The following is an 18802-nucleotide window of genomic DNA, read 5'->3' on the forward strand; positions in this document are numbered from 1 at the left end:
TTTTTATACCTGTATTTACAATTAAGTCTTTCCTAAATAGTAGTATCAATAACTTAGCGATTATTAAACAACCTAAAAAGTGAGTTTAAACAGAGCTTCCCCCACTGTTATCAACAACTTTATCAGAAGATTACATTTAAAGATATTTTGTTAATCTTTATAATATCAATAACTTAAGTAGATACTTTCAAATGAGAGTGAAATTAGCGCAAAAATAGTTATACAAAAAAGCACTCTTAACTTTACTGTTACCTACACTCAGTTATCATAGTCAGCAATTAAAACCAATGTGATCACTAATATTCATGAGTTCAGTAAATCTTATTGTTGGCAGCCAAATGGGATCAGCCGAGTATGTTGCAGAGCAACTAAGCGACGCGCTTAATAACCTTGGTATTACTACACAACTACATGATCAACCTGAATTTAGCGATATTGATCAGCAAAATACTATTTGGTTAATTTGCACGTCAACTTATGGCGCAGGTGATTACCCTGAAAACTTTATCAGCTTTGTTGAAGATGTGACTCAAGCTAATGATTTATCAGAATTAAAATACTCAGTAATCGCTTTAGGCGATACCAGTTATGACACTTATAACCTAGCAGGACGTAATATAGATGCCTTATTAACTCAAAAAGGCGCTATAAAAGTAGCAGAACGCTTAGAGCTTAATATTCTCGATGAAGCACTACCAGAAGACACAGCATTAGCATGGTTAGACTCTTGGATAACCAAAACAGGCTTAAAATAAATAGATCAAGTAAAAAGTTATATATAAAGTTACCCCCAATTTACTAATAATTTAATAGATTTTGTGGATAAATATTGAATAAACTGCGTTTTAAAGCATGCTTATCCATGGGATAAGATCCGACTGATGCAGGCCTGTGCATAAAGTGCCTTTTTGATCAGAGCTTATTTGCCTGATGATCCGATCATATTAACATCTTTAGATCTGATCTAATTACATGTTTTTAATGAAGATCTAAACCTTATCAACAGAAAAGCCGCTCAGTAGTAGTAATAGTAATAAAAGATCTCTTTAAAAGATCCTTTATATTATTAGAGATCACATACTTAGATCTTGCTCTTTGTTTAATCATTTATCTTCTGCCAATTTCTAGGTAGAATACGCTCCCCTTTGAAGTTTACTGGTTTGATTTAAGTAGGATCCCATAAATGATTTTTCACGAAAATTTTGACGTTATCGTAGTCGGTGGTGGACATGCTGGCACTGAAGCCGCATTAGCAGCTGCCCGAATGGGAATGAATACCCTGCTACTAACTCACAATATGGATACCCTTGGTCAAATGTCTTGCAACCCAGCAATTGGTGGTATTGGCAAGGGTCATTTGGTAAAAGAAATCGACGCGCTTGGCGGTGCAATGGCACAGGCCATTGATAAAGGCGGGATCCAATTTCGTACGCTAAATTCTTCAAAAGGACCAGCTGTTCGTGCTACTCGAGCACAAGCTGATCGTGCTTTGTACAAAGCCGCTATTCAAACAACATTACAAAACCAAGATAACCTTAAGATATTTCAACAATCATGTGATGATCTTATTGTTGAAAACGATCGTGTTACTGGCGTAGTAACTCAAATGGGTTTACGTTTTAGTGCACCAAGTGTTGTTTTAACCGTGGGTACTTTTTTAGGCGGCTTAATTCATATCGGTTTGGAAAATTACAAAGGCGGTCGTGCAGGCGATCCTCCTTCAATCGCATTAGCTGATCGCTTACGTGAGCATCCATTTAGAGTTGATCGTTTAAAAACAGGTACACCCCCGCGTATTGATGCACGTACTGTTGATTTTACAAAAATGGAAGCACAGCCGGGTGATACACCAACACCTGTATTTTCATTTATGGGTAAACAATCAGATCACCCACAACAAATACCGTGTTACATCACTTACACAAACGAAAAAACACATGATGTTATTCGTAAAAACCTACATCGCTCACCTATGTATTCAGGTGTTATTGAAGGTATTGGTCCACGCTACTGCCCTTCAATTGAAGATAAAATTGTTCGTTTTGCAGATAAAGATAAACATCAAATATTTGTTGAGCCTGAAGGTTTAACATCATACGAATTATATCCAAATGGTATCTCGACTAGTTTACCATTTGATGTACAGCTTGAAATTGTGCAATCGATTACAGGTTTTGAAAATGCACACATTTGTCGACCTGGCTACGCAATTGAATATGATTACTTTGATCCACGCGATTTAAAACAATCTTTAGAAACTAAATTTATTGAAGGTTTATTTTTTGCAGGTCAAATTAACGGTACTACCGGCTATGAAGAAGCTGGGGCACAAGGCTTAATTGCTGGTATGAATGCTGCGTTAAAAGTGCAAGGTAAAGATTCTTGGACACCACGTCGTGATGAAGCTTACGTGGGTGTATTAATCGACGACTTAGCAACATTGGGTACAAAAGAACCGTACCGTATGTTTACCAGCCGTGCTGAATATCGCTTATTACTTCGTGAAGATAATGCAGATATTCGTTTAACTGAAAAAGGCCGTGATCTGGGTTTAGTTAATGATGAACGCTGGCAGGCATTTAACGAAAAAATGGAAGTAATCGAAAAAGAGAAGCAACGCATCAAAGATACGTGGATTCATAAAGATCACGCCGTTGTAGATCAAGTAAATGCATTACTCAAAACACCGCTTACACGTGAAGCAAGTTTAGAAGAATTACTTCGTCGCCCAGAGATTCGTTATAACGATCTTATGGCTATAGATGGATTAGGATCTGAATTTACAAACAAAGCAGCACTTGAACAAGTTGAGATCCATACTAAGTACGCAGGTTACATTGCGCGTCAACAAGATGAGATCAACAAACAGCTTCGTCATGAGCAAACAATTTTACCAAAAGAGTTTGATTATAAAACCGTATCTGGTTTGTCAAATGAGGTAGTTGCCAAGCTTATTGAGTCGCGTCCTGACACTATTGGTCAAGCATCGCGTATTTCTGGTATCACCCCAGCGGCGATTTCGCTATTATTAGTGTATCTGAAGAAGCAAGGCTTATTACGCAAATCAGCGTAAAGGTAAGGGTACATAGTGTTACAGCAACAATTAACTACATTGTTAGCGCAAACTGATATTGCGCTAACAGAAAAACAACAGCAACAGCTAGTTCGTTACGTCGAGTTATTGAATAAGTGGAATAAAGCTTATAACTTAACCTCAGTACGCTTACCTGAAGAAATGATGATTAAGCATATTATGGATAGCTTAGTTGTTGCGCCCCACTTACCCGGTCATCATTATATTGATGTTGGAACGGGTCCAGGCTTACCGGGTATCGTATTAGCAATTGCATTACCTAACACACAATTTGTGTTATTAGATAGCTTAGGTAAGCGTGTACGATTTTTAATGCATGTTAAACATGAGCTTGGTCTTGATAATGTTACCCCTGTACAGTCAAGAGTTGAAGAATATCAACCAAGTGTTAAATTAGATGGCGTACTAAGTCGTGCATTTGCCTCTTTACAAGACATGGTAAAATGGTGTTCACATTTAATTGATGATTCAGGTAAATTTATAGCCCTTAAAGGTGTATTTCCTAGCGAAGAGCTGGAGTCATTGCCTGAAGGTATTAAGTTTGAGAAAAAAATTGCATTAGAAGTACCTAAGTTAGATGCACAACGACATTTAATTATTCTTTCTAAAGACTAGGGATCAGAGACACTGTGGCAAAAGTCATCGCATTAGCAAATCAAAAAGGTGGAGTGGGTAAAACTACAACCGCTGTTAACCTCGCTGCGTCTATGGCTGCAACGAAACGTAAAGTGCTGTTAATTGATCTTGATCCGCAAGGTAATGCAACTATGGGTAGTGGCATAGATAAGTATGGTGATGTGCCAACTATTTATGACTTACTTATTGAAGATAAACCTATAGAAGACGTTATCATCAAAGAAACATCGGGTGAATACCATATGATAGCTGCGAACGGCGACGTTACGGCAGCTGAAGTTAAATTAATGGAATTATTTGCTCGTGAAGTTCGTCTTCGCAATGCACTTGAAAAAATTCAGGATCAGTACGAATTTATTTTTATCGACTGTCCACCGTCTCTAAATATGTTAACCGTCAATGCAATGGCTGCAGCTGATTCTATTTTAGTGCCAATGCAATGTGAGTATTATGCACTTGAAGGGTTAACAGCATTAATGGATACGATTACGCAACTTGCTAGATTAGTTAATCCTAATTTAAAAATTGAAGGCATACTTCGTACTATGTACGACCCGCGTAACCGTTTGGCAAATGATGTATCAGAACAATTAAAACAACATTTTGGCGATAAAGTATACCGTACGGTGATCCCGCGTAATGTTCGTTTAGCTGAAGCACCTAGTTTTGGTACTCCTGCTATGTACTATGACCGGGCATCAAGTGGCGCTAAAGCGTATTTAGCACTCGCTGGTGAAATGTTACGCAGAAAAGAAAAAACAGCGTCCGTTGTCGCCTAACTTTGAGGTAAAAAAATAACATGTCTGCTAAAAAACGAGGTTTAGGCCGAGGACTCGATGCACTTTTAAGTTCGTCAAAGCCTGCACCGAGCGCAAGCAAGGAACAAGACACATCAAACGTGACTGGAGCTGTAAAAAATGCAGCTGGGCCAAATGACAGTGAATTACAAAAACTTCCAATAGAGTTTTTACACTCTGGTAAATACCAACCTCGTAAAGACATGTCTGAAGAGGCGCTAGAAGAGCTTGCTAGTTCTATTCGCTCACAAGGTATTATTCAACCTATTGTTGTGCGCCCTGTTGCACACAATAGTTTTGAAATTATTGCTGGTGAACGTCGTTGGCGTGCTGCCCAAATAGCTAAACTCGATACTGTACCGTGCATTATTAAAGACGTGCCCGATGAAGCTGCGGTTGCTATTGCACTTATTGAAAATATTCAGCGTGAAGATTTAAATGCAATGGAAGAAGCCGTTGCACTTAATCGTTTACTTATAGAATTTGAGTTAACACATCAACAAGTAGCTGATGCGGTGGGTAAATCACGTACGACTGTGACTAATTTACTACGCTTAAATAACTTAAATAGCGATGTAAAAATTCTGTTAGAACATGGTGACATCGAAATGGGGCACGCGCGGTGCCTATTAGCCCTTGAGGGCGAAGCACAATCAGATGCTGCACGTTTAGCTGTAGCTAAAGCACTTACTGTTCGCGAAACAGAGAAGTTAGTGCGCTCAATTTTAGAGCCCGTACCGGTTAAAGAAATAACAGAAAAAGACCCAGATGTTAAACAGTTAGAGCAACAGCTCGCTGAAAACCTAGGTGCTAAAGTAGAGATTAACTACAATAAAAAAGGCAAAGGTAAGCTTGTTATTTCTTATACAAATTTAGACGAACTTGACGGCATTTTAAACCGCATTAACCAAGACAATACCCACCATTAGTTTTCTACATGTCTATTAAGAGACATTTGTAACTATTTAGTGATACAAAACGTCTACTCAAGTTGCAAAACTGGCAGGATTAAGTATAATTTCGCCAGTTTTCACACCCTAACAATTAGAATGCAATAAAGGTTAACTAACTGTGACTAATAAGTTAGCGAGTCCATATAGACTTGCCGTATTAAAGTTAATTTGCCTTCAGGGTGTTGTAGCATTAATTGCTGCTGTAATTATTTTTTTAAGTTTGGGAGTCAATGCGGCACTTTCATCACTTGCTGGCGGTGTTGTAGCAGTACTTCCACATTTTGTATTTGCGCTCTATGCATTCAGATATATGGGAGCTAGTAAAGCAGAGCAAGCGTATGCCTCGTTGAAACGCGGCAACGGATTAAAATTTATGCTAACAATTGTATTGTTTGCGCTGGTACTAAAGCATTTTCCGGTAATATTATTACCTTTTTTTAGTACTTACATACTGGCGCTCTTTACTGGATTGTTCGCACCCGTTTTTTTTAAACATTAACTTTGGGATATAACATGGCAGCAGAAGAAGTGACTCTATCTGGCCATATCCAGCACCATTTGACCAATGCTAAGATGTGCTCGACCGATACCGGTCTCGCCTTCAATAAAGCATGTACGGACAGTGGATTCTGGACATGGCATATAGATACCCTTGCATGGTCTATCGGTTTAGGTCTTATATTTTTATGGATCTTTCGTAGTGCCGCTAAAAAATCAACACTAGGTGTACCTGGAAAATTTCAGTGTTTTATTGAAATAATTGTCGAATTTGTTGGTGACAACGTACGCGATACTTTCCATGGTAAAAGCAAACTTATTGCACCATTAGCCTTAACGATTTTCGTTTGGGTGTTCTTAATGAACTTAATGGATTTAATTCCAGTTGACTTTTTACCAGCATTTGCCGGTTTCGTTGGTGAAACTGCATTTGGTATGGATTCACACGATGTGTACATGAAAATTGTACCAACGACTGATATTAATATGACTTCAGCGCTAGCGCTGGGTGTATTTATACTAATGGTTGGCTTTTCAATCAAAATAAAAGGTATTGTCGGGTTTATTAAAGAGTTAACGCTTCATCCGTTCAGCTCAAATAACATGCTTGTTCAAATTATTTTGATACCATTTAACTTATTACTTGAGCTGATTGCACTCGTTTCTAAACCGTTTTCATTAGCACTGCGTTTGTTTGGTAACTTATATGCTGGTGAGTTGATTTTCATCTTGATCGGCGCTATCGGATTTTTGCAATTACCATTGCATTTTGTTTGGGCTGTATTCCATATTCTAGTTATTACACTGCAAGCATTCTTATTTATGATGCTAACAATTGTATACCTAAGCATGGCAAGTTCAGATAATCACTAATTTTTAGATTTACAATTTTACTTTTACTTTTAACTTTACAATTGAAACTTTGGAGAAATAAATGGAAGCTTTAGAACTTTTAAACGGCTTAAAATACATCGCAGTAGCTTTACTAATCGGTTTTGGTGCAATCGGCACAGCAATCGGCTTTGGTAACATGGGCGGTAAATTCCTTGAAGCATGTGCGCGTCAACCTGAGCTTGCACCTTCGCTACAAGTTAAGATGTTTATTCTTGCTGGTCTAATCGATGCTGTAGCAATGATTGGTGTTGGTATCGCTATGGTATTGTTGTTCGTACTTTAATTTTATTTTTTGAACAGCTTACTATTTAAGGAGGAGCGGTTGTGAATTTAAACGCCACTCTTATCGGTGAATTGATTGCGTTTACGGTGTTCGTATTATTTTGTATGAAATACGTATGGCCACCACTAAACGGTGCAATTGAAGCTCGCCAGAAAAAAATCGAAGATGGTTTAGCTGCCTCTGATAGAGCCGAAAAAGACTTAGAACTTGCGCAAAAGAAAGCTGCTGAACAGCTTAAAGATGCAAAAGCTCAAGCGGCTGATATCATTGATCAAGCTAAAAAACGTGCAGTGCTAATTGTTGACGAAGAAACACTTCGTGGTCAACAAGAGCGTGAAAGTATCATTGCTCAAGGGCACTCTGAAGTTGAGTCTGAACGTAATCGCATAACAGAAGAACTACGTAAGCAAGTAGCAACTCTGGCAGTGATTGGCGCAGAACGTATTTTAGAGCGTGAAATTAATCAAGCCGCACATAGTGACATCGTTGAAAAACTTGTCGCTGAGCTGTAATTAGGAGGGTATGAGCATGTCTAATTTGACTACTATCGCTCGCCCATACGCTAAAGCGGCTTTTGAACTTGCCGTTGAGAAAGGCACTCTAGAAAGCTGGAACGATATGTTGTTCTTTGCAGGCCATGTAGCCAGCAATGAGCAAGCATCGTCTGTTTTAGCGAGTATGCCTACAGCTACTGCACAAGCTGAATTATTTATTCAACTTTGTGCTGAGCAGCTCAACGAACAAGGTCAGAACCTAGTTAAGGTGATGGCTGAAAATGGACGTTTGACAGCTCTACCTGAAGTTGCACAGTTATTTGCTGAATTTAAAGCACAATACGATAAAGAAATCGAAGTAGATGTGATTTCTGCAACTCCTCTTGTTGCTGCGCAACAAGAGTCATTGGTAGCGGCACTTGAAAAACGTTTCGCACGCAAAGTTAAGCTGAATTGTAGTGAAGACGCGTCAGTGGTTGGTGGACTTATTATTAGGTCTGGTGACACTGTAATCGACGGTACTATTCGCGGTAAATTAAACCGCTTAGCTACAACACTACAATCGTAATTGGGAAAAAGAGCATGCAACTTAATTCCACTGAAATTTCAGATCTGATCAAACAACGTATTGAGAAGTTCGAAGTTGTAAGTGAAGCTCGTAACGAAGGTACTATTGTATCTGTTACTGACGGTATCATCCGCATCCACGGTCTTGCTGACTGTATGCAAGGTGAAATGATTGAGCTTCCAGGCAGCCGTTATGCTATCGCACTAAACCTTGAGCGTGACTCAATTGGTGCAGTAGTAATGGGTCCGTACGCTGACCTTACTGAAGGCGTAAAAGTATATACAACTGGTCGTATTTTAGAAGTTCCTGTTGGTCCTGGTCTACTTGGTCGTGTTGTAAACACACTTGGTGCTCCAATCGATGGTAAAGGCGCTCTAGATAATGACGGGTTTGAACCTGTAGAAAAAATTGCACCAGGTGTAATCGAGCGTAAATCTGTAGATGAGCCAGTTCAAACTGGTTATAAATCTATTGATGCGATGATTCCAGTTGGTCGTGGTCAACGTGAACTTATCATTGGTGACCGCCAAACAGGTAAAACTGCACTAGCAATCGATGCAATCATCAATCAAAAAGACACAGGCGTTAAGTGTGTGTACGTTGCGATTGGTCAAAAAGCATCTACTATTGCAAACGTAGTTCGTAAATTAGAAGAGCATGGTGCACTAGCAAATACTATCGTAGTTGTTGCATCTGCTTCTGAATCTGCGGCACTTCAGTACTTAGCACCGTTCGCGGGCTGTACTATGGGTGAATACTTCCGTGACCGTGGTGAAAACGCATTAATCGTATATGATGATTTGTCTAAGCAAGCAGTTGCTTACCGTCAAATTTCATTACTACTTAAGCGTCCACCAGGCCGTGAAGCATACCCAGGTGACGTATTCTACCTTCACTCTCGTCTTTTAGAGCGTGCATCGCGTGTAAACGCAGATTACGTTGAAAAGTTCACTAATGGTGAAGTGAAAGGTAAAACTGGTTCATTGACGGCATTGCCAATCATTGAAACTCAAGGCGGCGACGTTTCTGCGTTCGTACCGACTAACGTTATCTCTATCACCGATGGTCAGATCTTCTTAGAAACTGACTTATTCAACTCAGGTATCCGTCCGGCAGTAAATGCTGGTATTTCGGTATCGCGTGTTGGTGGTGCTGCACAAACTAAAATCGTTAAGAAACTAGGTGGCGGTATTCGTCTAGCCCTAGCTCAGTACCGTGAATTAGCTGCGTTCTCGCAGTTCGCGTCTGACCTTGATGATGCAACTCGTGCTCAACTTGAGCATGGTGAGCGTGTAACAGAGCTAATGAAGCAGAAACAGTACGCGCCAATGTCTGTTGCTGATATGTCTTTGTCGTTATTTGCTGCTGAAAAAGGCTTCCTTCAAGACATCGAAATCGCGAAAATCGGTGACTTTGAAGCAGCTTTACTTTCTTATGCAAATAGCACATACGCAGAGCTTGTGGCTCAAATCAATGAAACTGGTAACTTGAATGCCGAGATCGAAGCGCAACTTAAAGAACTTCTAACGAAGTTCAAGTCTACGCAAACTTGGTAATTTAGTTATTAATGGTGCGCTTTAGGAAACTAAAGCACACCTTGATTCGGAGAGAGAGTCATGGCCAGCGGAAAAGAGATTAAAAGCAAGATCGGGAGTATTAAAAATACTCAAAAGATCACTAGCGCAATGGAAATGGTTGCTGCGTCTAAAATGAAAAGGGCGCAAGAACGCGTTGCTTCAAGCCGTCCATACGCTGACAAATTACGTGAAGTAATTGGTCGTGTTGCTCAAGCAAATCTTGATTTTACTCACCCGTTCTTAAAAGATCGTGAAGTGAAACGAGTTGGTTATATTGTTATCTCTACAGACCGTGGTCTGTGTGGCGGTCTAAACTCAAATGAGTTTAAGAAAGTTGCACTTGATGTTAAAGCGTGGAAAGAAAAAGGTGTTGATGCTGAATTTGCTACTTTAGGTAGTAAAGCAGCTGGCTTCTTTCAACGTTTTGGTGGTCAACTACTCGCTAAAAAAGCGGGCCTAGGAGATAAACCTTCAGTACAAGACGTTATTGGTCCTGTAAAAATAATGCTTGATGCATTTTCTGAAGGCAAAATAGACCGTTTATTCTTGGTATATAACAAATTCGTTAATACCATGAAGCAAGAGCCAATTATAGATCAGTTACTCCCTTTGCCAAAAGCTGAAGAAGAAGTATCTGCTCACACATGGGATTACTTATACGAGCCAAACCCAGAGGCTATTTTAGAGTCTTTGTTAGTACGCTTTATTGAGTCTCAAGCATACCAAGGTGTGGTAGAAAATGCTGCCTCTGAACAGGCTGCTCGTATGGTTGCAATGAAAGCTGCAACTGATAACGCAGGTGACCTTATGGATGAGCTACAGCTTGTTTATAACAAAGCTCGCCAAGCAGCAATCACACAAGAAATTAGTGAGATTTGTTCTGGCTCAGCAGCAGTTTAATGCTTCGGGTAAAGATTAACGAGAGGAATAGACATGAGTTTAGGTAAGGTCGTCCAAATTATCGGCGCCGTTGTGGATATTGAGTTTCCACAAGATAGCGTGCCAGCGGTATACCACGCACTAAGAGTAACAGATGGCGATTTAGCTGGTTTGACTTTAGAAGTTCAACAACAGCTAGGTGGCGGTGTAGTGCGTACTATCGCTATGGGTACTACTGATGGTTTACGTCGTAGTGCTTTAGTTATGAATACAGGTGAATCGATTCAAGTTCCAGTTGGTAAAGCAACACTTGGTCGTATCATGAACGTACTTGGTGAGCCAATCGATGAAGCGGGTCCAATCGGCGAAGAAGACCGTATGTCTATTCACCGTGCAGCACCTTCATACGAAGAGCAATCAAGTTCAGTTGAACTTTTAGAAACTGGTATCAAGGTTATCGACCTTGTATGTCCGTTTGCTAAAGGTGGTAAAGTTGGTTTATTCGGTGGTGCCGGTGTTGGTAAAACTGTAAACATGATGGAACTTATCCGTAACATCGCAATCGAGCACAGTGGCTACTCAGTATTCGCAGGTGTTGGTGAGCGTACACGTGAGGGTAACGATTTCTACCATGAGATGAACGATTCAAACGTACTTGATAAAGTATCGCTTGTATACGGCCAGATGAACGAGCCTCCAGGTAACCGTTTACGCGTAGCGTTAACAGGTCTTACTATGGCCGAAAAGTTCCGTGACGAAGGTCGCGATGTACTTTTCTTCGTAGATAACATCTACCGTTACACTCTTGCTGGTACAGAAGTATCTGCACTACTTGGTCGTATGCCATCAGCGGTAGGTTACCAGCCTACGCTTGCTGAAGAAATGGGTGTGCTTCAAGAGCGTATTGCTTCAACTAAGACGGGTTCAATTACATCAATCCAAGCGGTATACGTACCAGCGGATGATTTAACAGATCCATCTCCAGCAACGACCTTTGCTCACTTAGATGCAACTGTAGTACTTTCACGTGATATCGCATCACTTGGTATTTACCCAGCGGTAGACCCACTTGATTCATCTTCACGTCAACTTGACCCACAAGTAATTGGTCAAGAGCACTACGATACAGCACGTGGCGTTCAAACAGTTCTTCAGCGTTACAAAGAACTTAAAGACATCATTGCAATCCTAGGTATGGACGAGCTTTCTGATGAAGATAAGCAACTTGTATCTCGTGCACGTAAAATCCAACGTTTCCTATCTCAGCCATTTTTCGTGGCAGAGGTGTTTACAGGCGCGTCTGGTAAATACGTATCACTAAAAGATACAATTACTGGCTTTAAAGGCATTTTAAACGGTGAGTTTGATGACCTTCCAGAGCAAGCGTTCTACATGGTTGGCTCTATCGAAGAAGCTCAAGAAAAAGCCAAAGGCATGTAACTAGGAGGGTAGTATGACAGCTATGACTGTACATCTTGACGTAGTAAGCGCTGAGCAGAGTTTGTTCTCTGGTCTTGTTGAATCGATTCAAGTATCTGGTAGTGAAGGCGAGTTGGGTGTAAACCTAGGCCATGCTCCACTACTAACTGCCCTTAAACCTGGTATGGTACGTTTAGTTAAGCAATTTGGTCACGAAGATGTGATATATGTTGCTGGCGGTACATTAGAAGTTCAACCAAATCACATTACGATTCTTGCAGATACTGCGGTTCGTGGTGAAGATTTAGATGAAGATTCTGTACAAAAAGCTAAACGTGAAGCTGAAGAACATATGGCGAATTCGTCAGCTGTTGAGTTTGATTATCAGCAAGCGGCTACGCGACTGGCAGAAGCAGTTGCTCAGTTACGCGTAATTCAGCAATTACGTCACAAGTAAGCCTATCCGGTTTTGAAAAGCCCACTTTATGTGGGCTTTTTTGTGCCTGTTACTTTTGTATTTACACTAAATACCTTAGTCCGATTATTATCTACACTTTTACACTTATATCCTGCCGGAATCCCCGCTACAATAATGCCTTTAAATTAAGTGTGTTTTTCAGTCAAGATTCAGTACTAATAAACTAACCTACTGAGTATTTGCACAAGAAGTGATTTACGTAGTCTTCTGCACAAACATAATACTTATTTAGCTAAAACAACGGAAAAAGGAAATTGTTTTAATGGCTTTAACAACAGTAATTCTTGCTGCGGGTAAAGGTACTCGTATGCGCTCTGCTCTGCCTAAAGTTTTGCACAAAGTTGCAGGTAAACCAATGGTACAGCACGTTATTGATAATGCGATGGCATTAGGCGCAACGACTACAAACCTAGTTTACGGACACGGCGGCGAACTATTACAACAACAACTTGCTGATAACAATGTAAATTGGGTACTTCAAGCAGAACAACTTGGTACTGGCCACGCAGTAGCGCAAGCCAACTCTCATATTAACGATGAAGACACAGTATTGATTTTATACGGTGATGTACCACTAACAAAGCAATCAACACTAGAGCGTTTATTAGCCGCAACACCTAAAAATGGTTTAGCGGTATTAACGGTAAATTTGGTAAACCCAAATGGCTATGGTCGCATGCTTCGTGTCGGTGGTAAGTTAGTTGGTATTGTTGAGCAAAAAGATGCAAGCCCAGAGCAGTTACTTATTAACGAAGTAAATACAGGCATTATGGCTGTTAACGGTAAGCTATTAAAAACATGGTTAGGTAACTTATCTAATAATAATGCACAAGGCGAGTACTACTTAACAGATATCGTTGCAATGGCTCACAGTGAAGGCGTAGAAATCACTTCAGCTCAGCCAGACCATGCAATGGAAGTTGAAGGCGCAAACAACCGCGTACAACTTGCAGGTTTAGAACGCGCTTACCAAGCATGGCAAGCAGAAGAGCTAATGTTAAATGGTGCAACACTTGCTGATCCTGCGCGTATTGATGTGCGTGGAACAGTTACCACCGGTGAAGATGTACTTATTGATATAAACGTTATTTTTGAAGGTAATGTAACGCTTGGTAGCAATGTACATATTGGCCCTAACTGTGTACTTAAAAACTGTACCATAGGCGATAACGTTATTATTAAAGCTAATACGCTGATTGAAGATGCCACGGTTGCAGATAAGTGTACGCTTGGTCCTTATGCTCGCCTTCGCCCAGGCGCTGTAATGGAAGAAGACTCACACATTGGTAACTTTGTTGAGATGAAAAAAACTCGTTTAGGTAAAGGCTCTAAAGCCAACCACTTAAGTTATTTGGGTGACGCCGAAATTGGCGAAAAAGTGAATATTGGCGCTGGCACGATTACCTGCAACTACGATGGTGTTAACAAAGCAAAAACTATTATTGGCGATAATGCCTTTATTGGTTCTAATTCATCACTCGTTGCCCCAGTAAATATAGGTGCAACTGCAACAATTGGTGCAGGCTCTGTGATCACCAGTACCGTTGAAGATGACCAATTAGCAATAGCACGCTCTAAACAGCGTAATTTAACGGGTTGGAAACGCCCAGTTAAAAAATAACAATAGAGGCTACTTAGGTAGCCTTCTTTATTTTAACTGAAGTTTAAATTGCTCTTTATAGCGTCTAGACAAGTTAAGTACTTTACCTGTAGTTAATTTTATTTCACTGTCGCCACTGGGTAGTGGTGTAATAGACTCCACTTTATCGAGTTTTACGCCATGGCTGCGGTGAATTCTACAAAACCCCTGCACTTCAAGTTGTTTACTTAATGCTGTAAGCGTTGCCCTTAACGGATATATACGTGAGCCTATATGTAGGTTTACATAATTACCCGACGATTCAAGCCAATCAACATCCTCTATTTTTATAATGAATTCTTTTCCGAGCTTTTTAACCAATAAGCGATTTATGGTCGATGTTGTTTGCTGCTCACTTTCTTCAATTGAAGAGGCTTCACCTAGTAACTGCTGTACCACATATTGATATACTTTGATAAGTACGATAAAAAACACAAAGCTTATAGCGTCTTTCTGGTATTCATAAATAAGCTCAAACCAGCTAAGCCCAAAGTTGTAAGACCCATCATTCAACAAATATATGAATTTACGAACCCCTACCATAATACCAACGTGTAACACGCTAAATATAATAGAGGCACCAAAGTACATACCTAATGAGGCCGTAATATTTTGCCAATTAAAAGATAAGTGTTTTAAAAACCAAATTAAAATAGGGAATATAAGCAAAGTACTCAAGGCACTTGAATACTCCCAAACAAATGGCTCCCACATTAAAAATGTTAAAGCGCCTTCTCTTTGGGCTTCCATTATTTGAGTTGTAGCGTTTACTGTATTATTAATTAATACGTAAGCACACAGTAATACTGATGCGTAAATGCTTTGAAAACGTTGAAAGTGCTGTAGGTTCATAAATGTATGCTTATTGCTGACGTGGCACGTTTATCCCTGTATACCACCTTTTATCACTATTGCTTGTAATATAAGCACTTATAGATAGTTTTAGCGAGAGCTTTAGGTATGAATAACGCATAACATACATAAAGTAGTAAAAGCATGAGCACTCAAGTACAACAACCTTCATTAGTTAATTCGCGTAAATATTATCTTGATTGGCTTAGGGTAATCGCATTTGCGTCGCTAATTTTTTATCACATTGGCATGTTGTATAGCGAAAACTGGGGATTTCATTTTAAAAGTAATTATACATCACAGTATGTTGAATATTTAATGTTGGCGTTTTCACCTTGGCGCATGTTGCTCATTTGGTTTATATCGGGCGTAGCACTGCGTTTTATGATTGATAAAGTAAGCAGCTTTAAGTCTTGGTTACATTTCACCTTATACCGCTCTATTTTTTTACTATTACCCTTGCTGGTGGGGTTATGGTTAATAGTGCCTTTACAGCTGTTTGCAGAAATGTCACAGCAAGGTGTTATTGATATTAGCTATTGGCAATTTTATTTAGCTTTTATAGAGACGAACAATACGCTTTTTATTAATTATCAGTCTGGAGTGTGGCCGAATGTGGATGTAAATCACTTATGGTATTTGCGCTCGTTGTGGCAATTTATGCTGATCATTATTGTTTTAACTCTTTTTGCACGCTTGCCCTTTATTACGCCTTTAAAAACATTTGTTAAGGGGGGTATGTCATTTGGGGTTTTAATTACCTTGCTCACAATTGCCACACTATTTACAAGCCATTACTTAACTGGCGATTCAATCAGAGAGACTAACGGCTTAATACTGCTACTCGCAGGATACATACTTGCTAAAAACACTTACTTTTGGAACTGCTTAAATAAAAACTTGGTATTACTAGCTTTGAGTTTTGCGGTTTTGTTTGTACTTATAATATTAAGTTATCAGAAGGTGTTTACTCTTCCTCATTTTATTTTAAGCGCTAGCTACAATATTCAACGTGTTATAGGTGTATTTTTTGTACTCGCGTTCGCTCACCGATTTTTAAATTTTAATACTTACTATTTAAAACAGCTCAATGTATGGGTGTTTCCCTTTTATTTATTGCATCAAAGCATTTTGATTATTTTGTGTTTTTTACTACAGCCTTTAAGTTTAGGGCCTGTTGCTGAACCATTCATCATTATTACAGGGACTTGGTCTTTTTGCGGTGTTTTTACATGGGGTATTACACGTATTGATGTACTTAGACCTTTGCTAGGGGTGGCAATTAAACGAGATTATTCCCCTACTGTAAAAATTCTTGGTTATACGGCCGCTTTAATTTTAATAACTCCGCTAGCGTATAAGCTAATTACTTAGGCTAAGGGGCTGTATTAAAACTGCCATAATCTTGTCATGCCTGTGTGTTGATATTAAGCAAATACAATACTAAGGAAAATCACATGTTTAAAAAATCAATTATTGCGCTGTCACTTATATCTGTTCTTACTGGTTGCTCACTTGATGGTGACGATGGTCAAAACGGCTCTCAAGGATTACAGGGAGAACAAGGCACAGGTGGGACTAATGGGTTAAATGGTATAAATGCCAATTCAGCATTAAATATTAACCTTGTGGGAAGAGGTGTATTAAATGCACAAAGCCCAGAAGGTGCAGCTGAAATAGTTGCATATCAAGCATCTAAAAAATGGATTTACGCTATTAACAGTTCAGGAGATGACGCTGTTGTTAATATTTTACCCGCCGACATCTTTGATACTGCCGCACTCCTTAAAGATAACGAAGGAGTTATAAACGGCACAAATTTAACATCCGTTATTACGTTGCCTTTAAACGAGTTTACCCAAGGCGATGCAAACAGCATTGCTATTGATGAAAATAACAATCTACTTGCAGTGGCAATGGCTGCTGAAAGCACGGGTGATACAGGTCAAATTGCTTTTTACGATATAAGCGGCGACTCACCTGTATTTATTAAAAATGTTACAGTCGGATTTTTACCAGACATGGTGACGTTCACCCATGATGGCGCAAAGGCAGTGGTTGCTAACGAAGGTGAGCCAAGTGGCGACTACAGCGTAGATCCTGAAGGTTCTATTAGTATTATCGATATAACAAATAATGTAATAGCCGATACAGCAATAAATATTGATTTTAAAGCCTATAACAACAAACAAACCGAACTAGAAGCGCAAGGGGTAGTTTTTGCAAACCCAAATGGTCGTACTATTAACGGTAATCTAATAAATACCACAGTAGCTATGGATTTAGAGCCCGAGTACGTTAGCATTTCTAAAGATAACAAATATGCTTATGTATCTATTCAAGAAAACAATGCACTTGCAATAGTTAACCTACAAGACAACAATCTTGAGCTAAAGGGCTTAGGCTTTAAAGATTGGTCAAGCTTACAACTTGATGCCTCAGATAAAGACGGCGGCGTGAATTTTAAATCATACCCAGGGCTCTATGGTATGTACCAGCCCGATACTATCTCAAGCTTTAGTTGGAAAGGCGCTAACTTTATAGTTACTGCCAACGAAGGTGACGCAAGAGAATACTTTTTTAATACAACGGATGAAGCAGACTGTATAGCAAAGGGCGGACTTGATTACGATAAAGACGATGGCTGCTTAGCTTATATAGATGAAAGCCGCGTTGAAGATTTAACGCTTGCTGCTAATTTTGATTACTTAAATAACGACGATAACGATATTGGTCGCTTAAAAGTAACAACAATAAAAGGCGATACTAATAACGATGGTCAATACGAATCGCTTTACGGCTATGGCGCACGTTCTTTTACTATTTGGGATAGCAACGGGCTGGTGGTTTTTGATTCAGGTGACGATATAGCACGTATAACAGCATCTGTGCATGGTGAATCATTTAACAACAATGAAGATGAAAACAAAGGTGACTCACGTTCAGATGATAAAGGCGCAGAGCCTGAAGCGCTGACTATTGGTAAAATTGGCGAGCGTACTTTTGCTTTTATTGGATTAGAACGTATGGGCGGTATAATGGCTTACGACATTACTAATCCATACAATGTGCAATTTGAAGACTACTTCTATAATAGAGGCTTAATCAAAGGAGCGAATATTACAGGCGATTTAGCACCTGAAGGAATGGTATTCGTTTCAGCTGAACAAAGTGCAACAGGAAATCCACTCTTAATCGTTGGAAATGAAATATCAGGCTCTATTGCCGTATGGGAAATAGCATCTAAATAAATCTTTAATTTTAAATAAAGCTGTGTGTTGTTTGTTTAACATACAGCTTAGTTTAAACCTTACTAATACATCATCAATTGATACATAAATTATGAGTGTTTTTTAAACTAAAAGTATCCTGCAGCCCTTTATTTGTATAGCTTTCATACTAAATTCATTTAATTGTCAAAAAGCTGAAATAAAACATTGACCCCCGCTCGAATCTCCCTATAATGCGACCCCACTGAGACGGGAAACGCCAACGCATAGCGAGGCACATACTACTCAGAGAGTTAAATAAAACTTGAGTTTTAAATCTTCCAAAAAGAAAGTTTAAAACTAAGTATTGACTCGAAAAATAAAGGGTGTATTATTCGCATCCCTTGAGACGCTAAAGCGACTCAAAACGTTCTTTAACAATATAAAGCAATCATCTGTGTGGGCACTCGTACAGATTGAGTTCTAACAGCCAACCTACTTTGTTCTTTATTGAGCAAGTAGTGAGGCAAAT

Annotated in this window: 18 protein-coding genes; 17 read left to right on the top strand and 1 reads right to left on the bottom strand. The window is 39.4% G+C overall.

Annotated features, from left to right (window positions below; translation table 11 throughout):
* Positions 1-305 precede the first annotated feature (305 nt).
* The 15 genes from mioC to glmU all read left to right on the top strand — a co-directional run bounded on the left by mioC (position 306) and on the right by glmU (position 14191).
* Positions 306-755: an FMN-binding protein MioC gene (gene mioC, locus P20652_RS02210; protein WP_008172026.1), complete on the top strand. Its 450-nt coding sequence runs from the start codon at positions 306-308 to the stop codon at positions 753-755.
* A gap of 428 nt (positions 756-1183) precedes the next feature.
* Entirely contained in the window at positions 1184-3073 is a 1890-nt protein-coding gene (mnmG, locus tag P20652_RS02205; protein WP_008172028.1) for a tRNA uridine-5-carboxymethylaminomethyl(34) synthesis enzyme MnmG, read from the top strand.
* A gap of 15 nt (positions 3074-3088) precedes the next feature.
* A complete protein-coding gene (rsmG, locus tag P20652_RS02200) occupies positions 3089-3709 on the top strand; it encodes a 16S rRNA (guanine(527)-N(7))-methyltransferase RsmG (protein ID WP_008172030.1) in 621 nt (206 codons plus the stop codon).
* Positions 3710-3723: 14 nt separating this feature from the next.
* Positions 3724-4509 carry a ParA family protein gene (locus tag P20652_RS02195; RefSeq protein ID WP_008172032.1) on the top strand — a complete coding sequence of 262 codons (786 nt, stop codon included), beginning with the start codon at positions 3724-3726 and terminating at the stop codon, positions 4507-4509.
* A 20-nt stretch (positions 4510-4529) separates the two neighbouring features.
* Positions 4530-5456: a ParB/RepB/Spo0J family partition protein gene (locus P20652_RS02190; RefSeq protein ID WP_008172034.1), complete on the top strand. Its 927-nt coding sequence runs from the start codon at positions 4530-4532 to the stop codon at positions 5454-5456.
* A 142-nt stretch (positions 5457-5598) separates the two neighbouring features.
* Entirely contained in the window at positions 5599-5979 is a 381-nt protein-coding gene (locus P20652_RS02185) for an ATP synthase subunit I (protein WP_008172037.1), read from the top strand.
* A gap of 14 nt (positions 5980-5993) precedes the next feature.
* Complete coding sequence (gene atpB, locus P20652_RS02180) at positions 5994-6851, top strand: F0F1 ATP synthase subunit A (protein ID WP_008172038.1); 858 nt, start codon at positions 5994-5996, stop codon at positions 6849-6851.
* Positions 6852-6912: 61 nt separating this feature from the next.
* Positions 6913-7155: a F0F1 ATP synthase subunit C gene (gene atpE, locus P20652_RS02175; protein ID WP_008112128.1), complete on the top strand. Its 243-nt coding sequence runs from the start codon at positions 6913-6915 to the stop codon at positions 7153-7155.
* Between the two features lie 41 nt (positions 7156-7196).
* Entirely contained in the window at positions 7197-7667 is a 471-nt protein-coding gene (atpF, locus tag P20652_RS02170) for a F0F1 ATP synthase subunit B (protein ID WP_004335264.1), read from the top strand.
* Positions 7668-7683: 16 nt separating this feature from the next.
* A complete protein-coding gene (gene atpH, locus P20652_RS02165) occupies positions 7684-8217 on the top strand; it encodes a F0F1 ATP synthase subunit delta (RefSeq protein WP_008172040.1) in 534 nt (177 codons plus the stop codon).
* Positions 8218-8231: 14 nt separating this feature from the next.
* On the top strand, positions 8232-9773 hold the full coding sequence (gene atpA / locus P20652_RS02160) for a F0F1 ATP synthase subunit alpha (RefSeq protein ID WP_007585976.1): 1542 nt from the start codon (positions 8232-8234) through the stop codon (positions 9771-9773).
* A gap of 60 nt (positions 9774-9833) precedes the next feature.
* Entirely contained in the window at positions 9834-10694 is an 861-nt protein-coding gene (gene atpG / locus P20652_RS02155) for a F0F1 ATP synthase subunit gamma (RefSeq protein WP_008172041.1), read from the top strand.
* A 33-nt stretch (positions 10695-10727) separates the two neighbouring features.
* On the top strand, positions 10728-12113 hold the full coding sequence (atpD, locus tag P20652_RS02150) for a F0F1 ATP synthase subunit beta (RefSeq protein ID WP_008172043.1): 1386 nt from the start codon (positions 10728-10730) through the stop codon (positions 12111-12113).
* 13 nt (positions 12114-12126) lie between these two features.
* Positions 12127-12549 carry a F0F1 ATP synthase subunit epsilon gene (locus P20652_RS02145; RefSeq protein WP_007377666.1) on the top strand — a complete coding sequence of 141 codons (423 nt, stop codon included), beginning with the start codon at positions 12127-12129 and terminating at the stop codon, positions 12547-12549.
* Between the two features lie 283 nt (positions 12550-12832).
* Positions 12833-14191, top strand: a complete 1359-nt coding sequence (gene glmU, locus P20652_RS02140) for a bifunctional UDP-N-acetylglucosamine diphosphorylase/glucosamine-1-phosphate N-acetyltransferase GlmU (RefSeq protein ID WP_008172047.1) — start codon at positions 12833-12835, stop codon at positions 14189-14191.
* A 27-nt stretch (positions 14192-14218) separates the two neighbouring features.
* Here glmU and P20652_RS02135 read toward each other — a convergent pair whose 3' ends face one another.
* Positions 14219-15061 (bottom strand): LytTR family DNA-binding domain-containing protein, encoded by an 843-nt coding sequence (locus P20652_RS02135; protein WP_008172048.1) that lies wholly within the window; start codon positions 15059-15061, stop codon positions 14219-14221.
* A gap of 144 nt (positions 15062-15205) precedes the next feature.
* Here P20652_RS02135 and P20652_RS02130 point away from each other — a divergent pair, with 144 nt between their 5' ends.
* Together P20652_RS02130 and P20652_RS02125 are read left to right on the top strand one after the other, a co-directional pair.
* On the top strand, positions 15206-16435 hold the full coding sequence (locus P20652_RS02130; RefSeq protein WP_008172051.1) for an acyltransferase family protein: 1230 nt from the start codon (positions 15206-15208) through the stop codon (positions 16433-16435).
* 83 nt (positions 16436-16518) lie between these two features.
* Positions 16519-18312 (top strand): choice-of-anchor I family protein, encoded by a 1794-nt coding sequence (locus P20652_RS02125; RefSeq protein ID WP_008172054.1) that lies wholly within the window; start codon positions 16519-16521, stop codon positions 18310-18312.
* Positions 18313-18802 lie beyond the last annotated feature (490 nt).

Source organism: Pseudoalteromonas sp. BSi20652 (assembly GCF_000239855.1).
Classification (GTDB): Bacteria; Pseudomonadota; Gammaproteobacteria; order Enterobacterales; family Alteromonadaceae; genus Pseudoalteromonas.

Coding starts and splice junctions, on each gene's coding strand:
- atpA (WP_007585976.1), top strand. CDS start 8,232: ATGCAACTTAATTCCACTGAAATTTCAGATCTGATCAAACAACGTATT.
- P20652_RS02130 (WP_008172051.1), top strand. CDS start 15,206: ATGAGCACTCAAGTACAACAACCTTCATTAGTTAATTCGCGTAAATAT.
- glmU (WP_008172047.1), top strand. CDS start 12,833: ATGGCTTTAACAACAGTAATTCTTGCTGCGGGTAAAGGTACTCGTATG.
- atpH (WP_008172040.1), top strand. CDS start 7,684: ATGTCTAATTTGACTACTATCGCTCGCCCATACGCTAAAGCGGCTTTT.
- P20652_RS02190 (WP_008172034.1), top strand. CDS start 4,530: ATGTCTGCTAAAAAACGAGGTTTAGGCCGAGGACTCGATGCACTTTTA.
- P20652_RS02135 (WP_008172048.1), bottom strand. CDS start 15,061: ATGAACCTACAGCACTTTCAACGTTTTCAAAGCATTTACGCATCAGTA.
- P20652_RS02125 (WP_008172054.1), top strand. CDS start 16,519: ATGTTTAAAAAATCAATTATTGCGCTGTCACTTATATCTGTTCTTACT.
- mnmG (WP_008172028.1), top strand. CDS start 1,184: ATGATTTTTCACGAAAATTTTGACGTTATCGTAGTCGGTGGTGGACAT.
- atpD (WP_008172043.1), top strand. CDS start 10,728: ATGAGTTTAGGTAAGGTCGTCCAAATTATCGGCGCCGTTGTGGATATT.
- atpB (WP_008172038.1), top strand. CDS start 5,994: ATGGCAGCAGAAGAAGTGACTCTATCTGGCCATATCCAGCACCATTTG.
- mioC (WP_008172026.1), top strand. CDS start 306: ATGAGTTCAGTAAATCTTATTGTTGGCAGCCAAATGGGATCAGCCGAG.
- P20652_RS02145 (WP_007377666.1), top strand. CDS start 12,127: ATGACAGCTATGACTGTACATCTTGACGTAGTAAGCGCTGAGCAGAGT.
- atpG (WP_008172041.1), top strand. CDS start 9,834: ATGGCCAGCGGAAAAGAGATTAAAAGCAAGATCGGGAGTATTAAAAAT.
- atpE (WP_008112128.1), top strand. CDS start 6,913: ATGGAAGCTTTAGAACTTTTAAACGGCTTAAAATACATCGCAGTAGCT.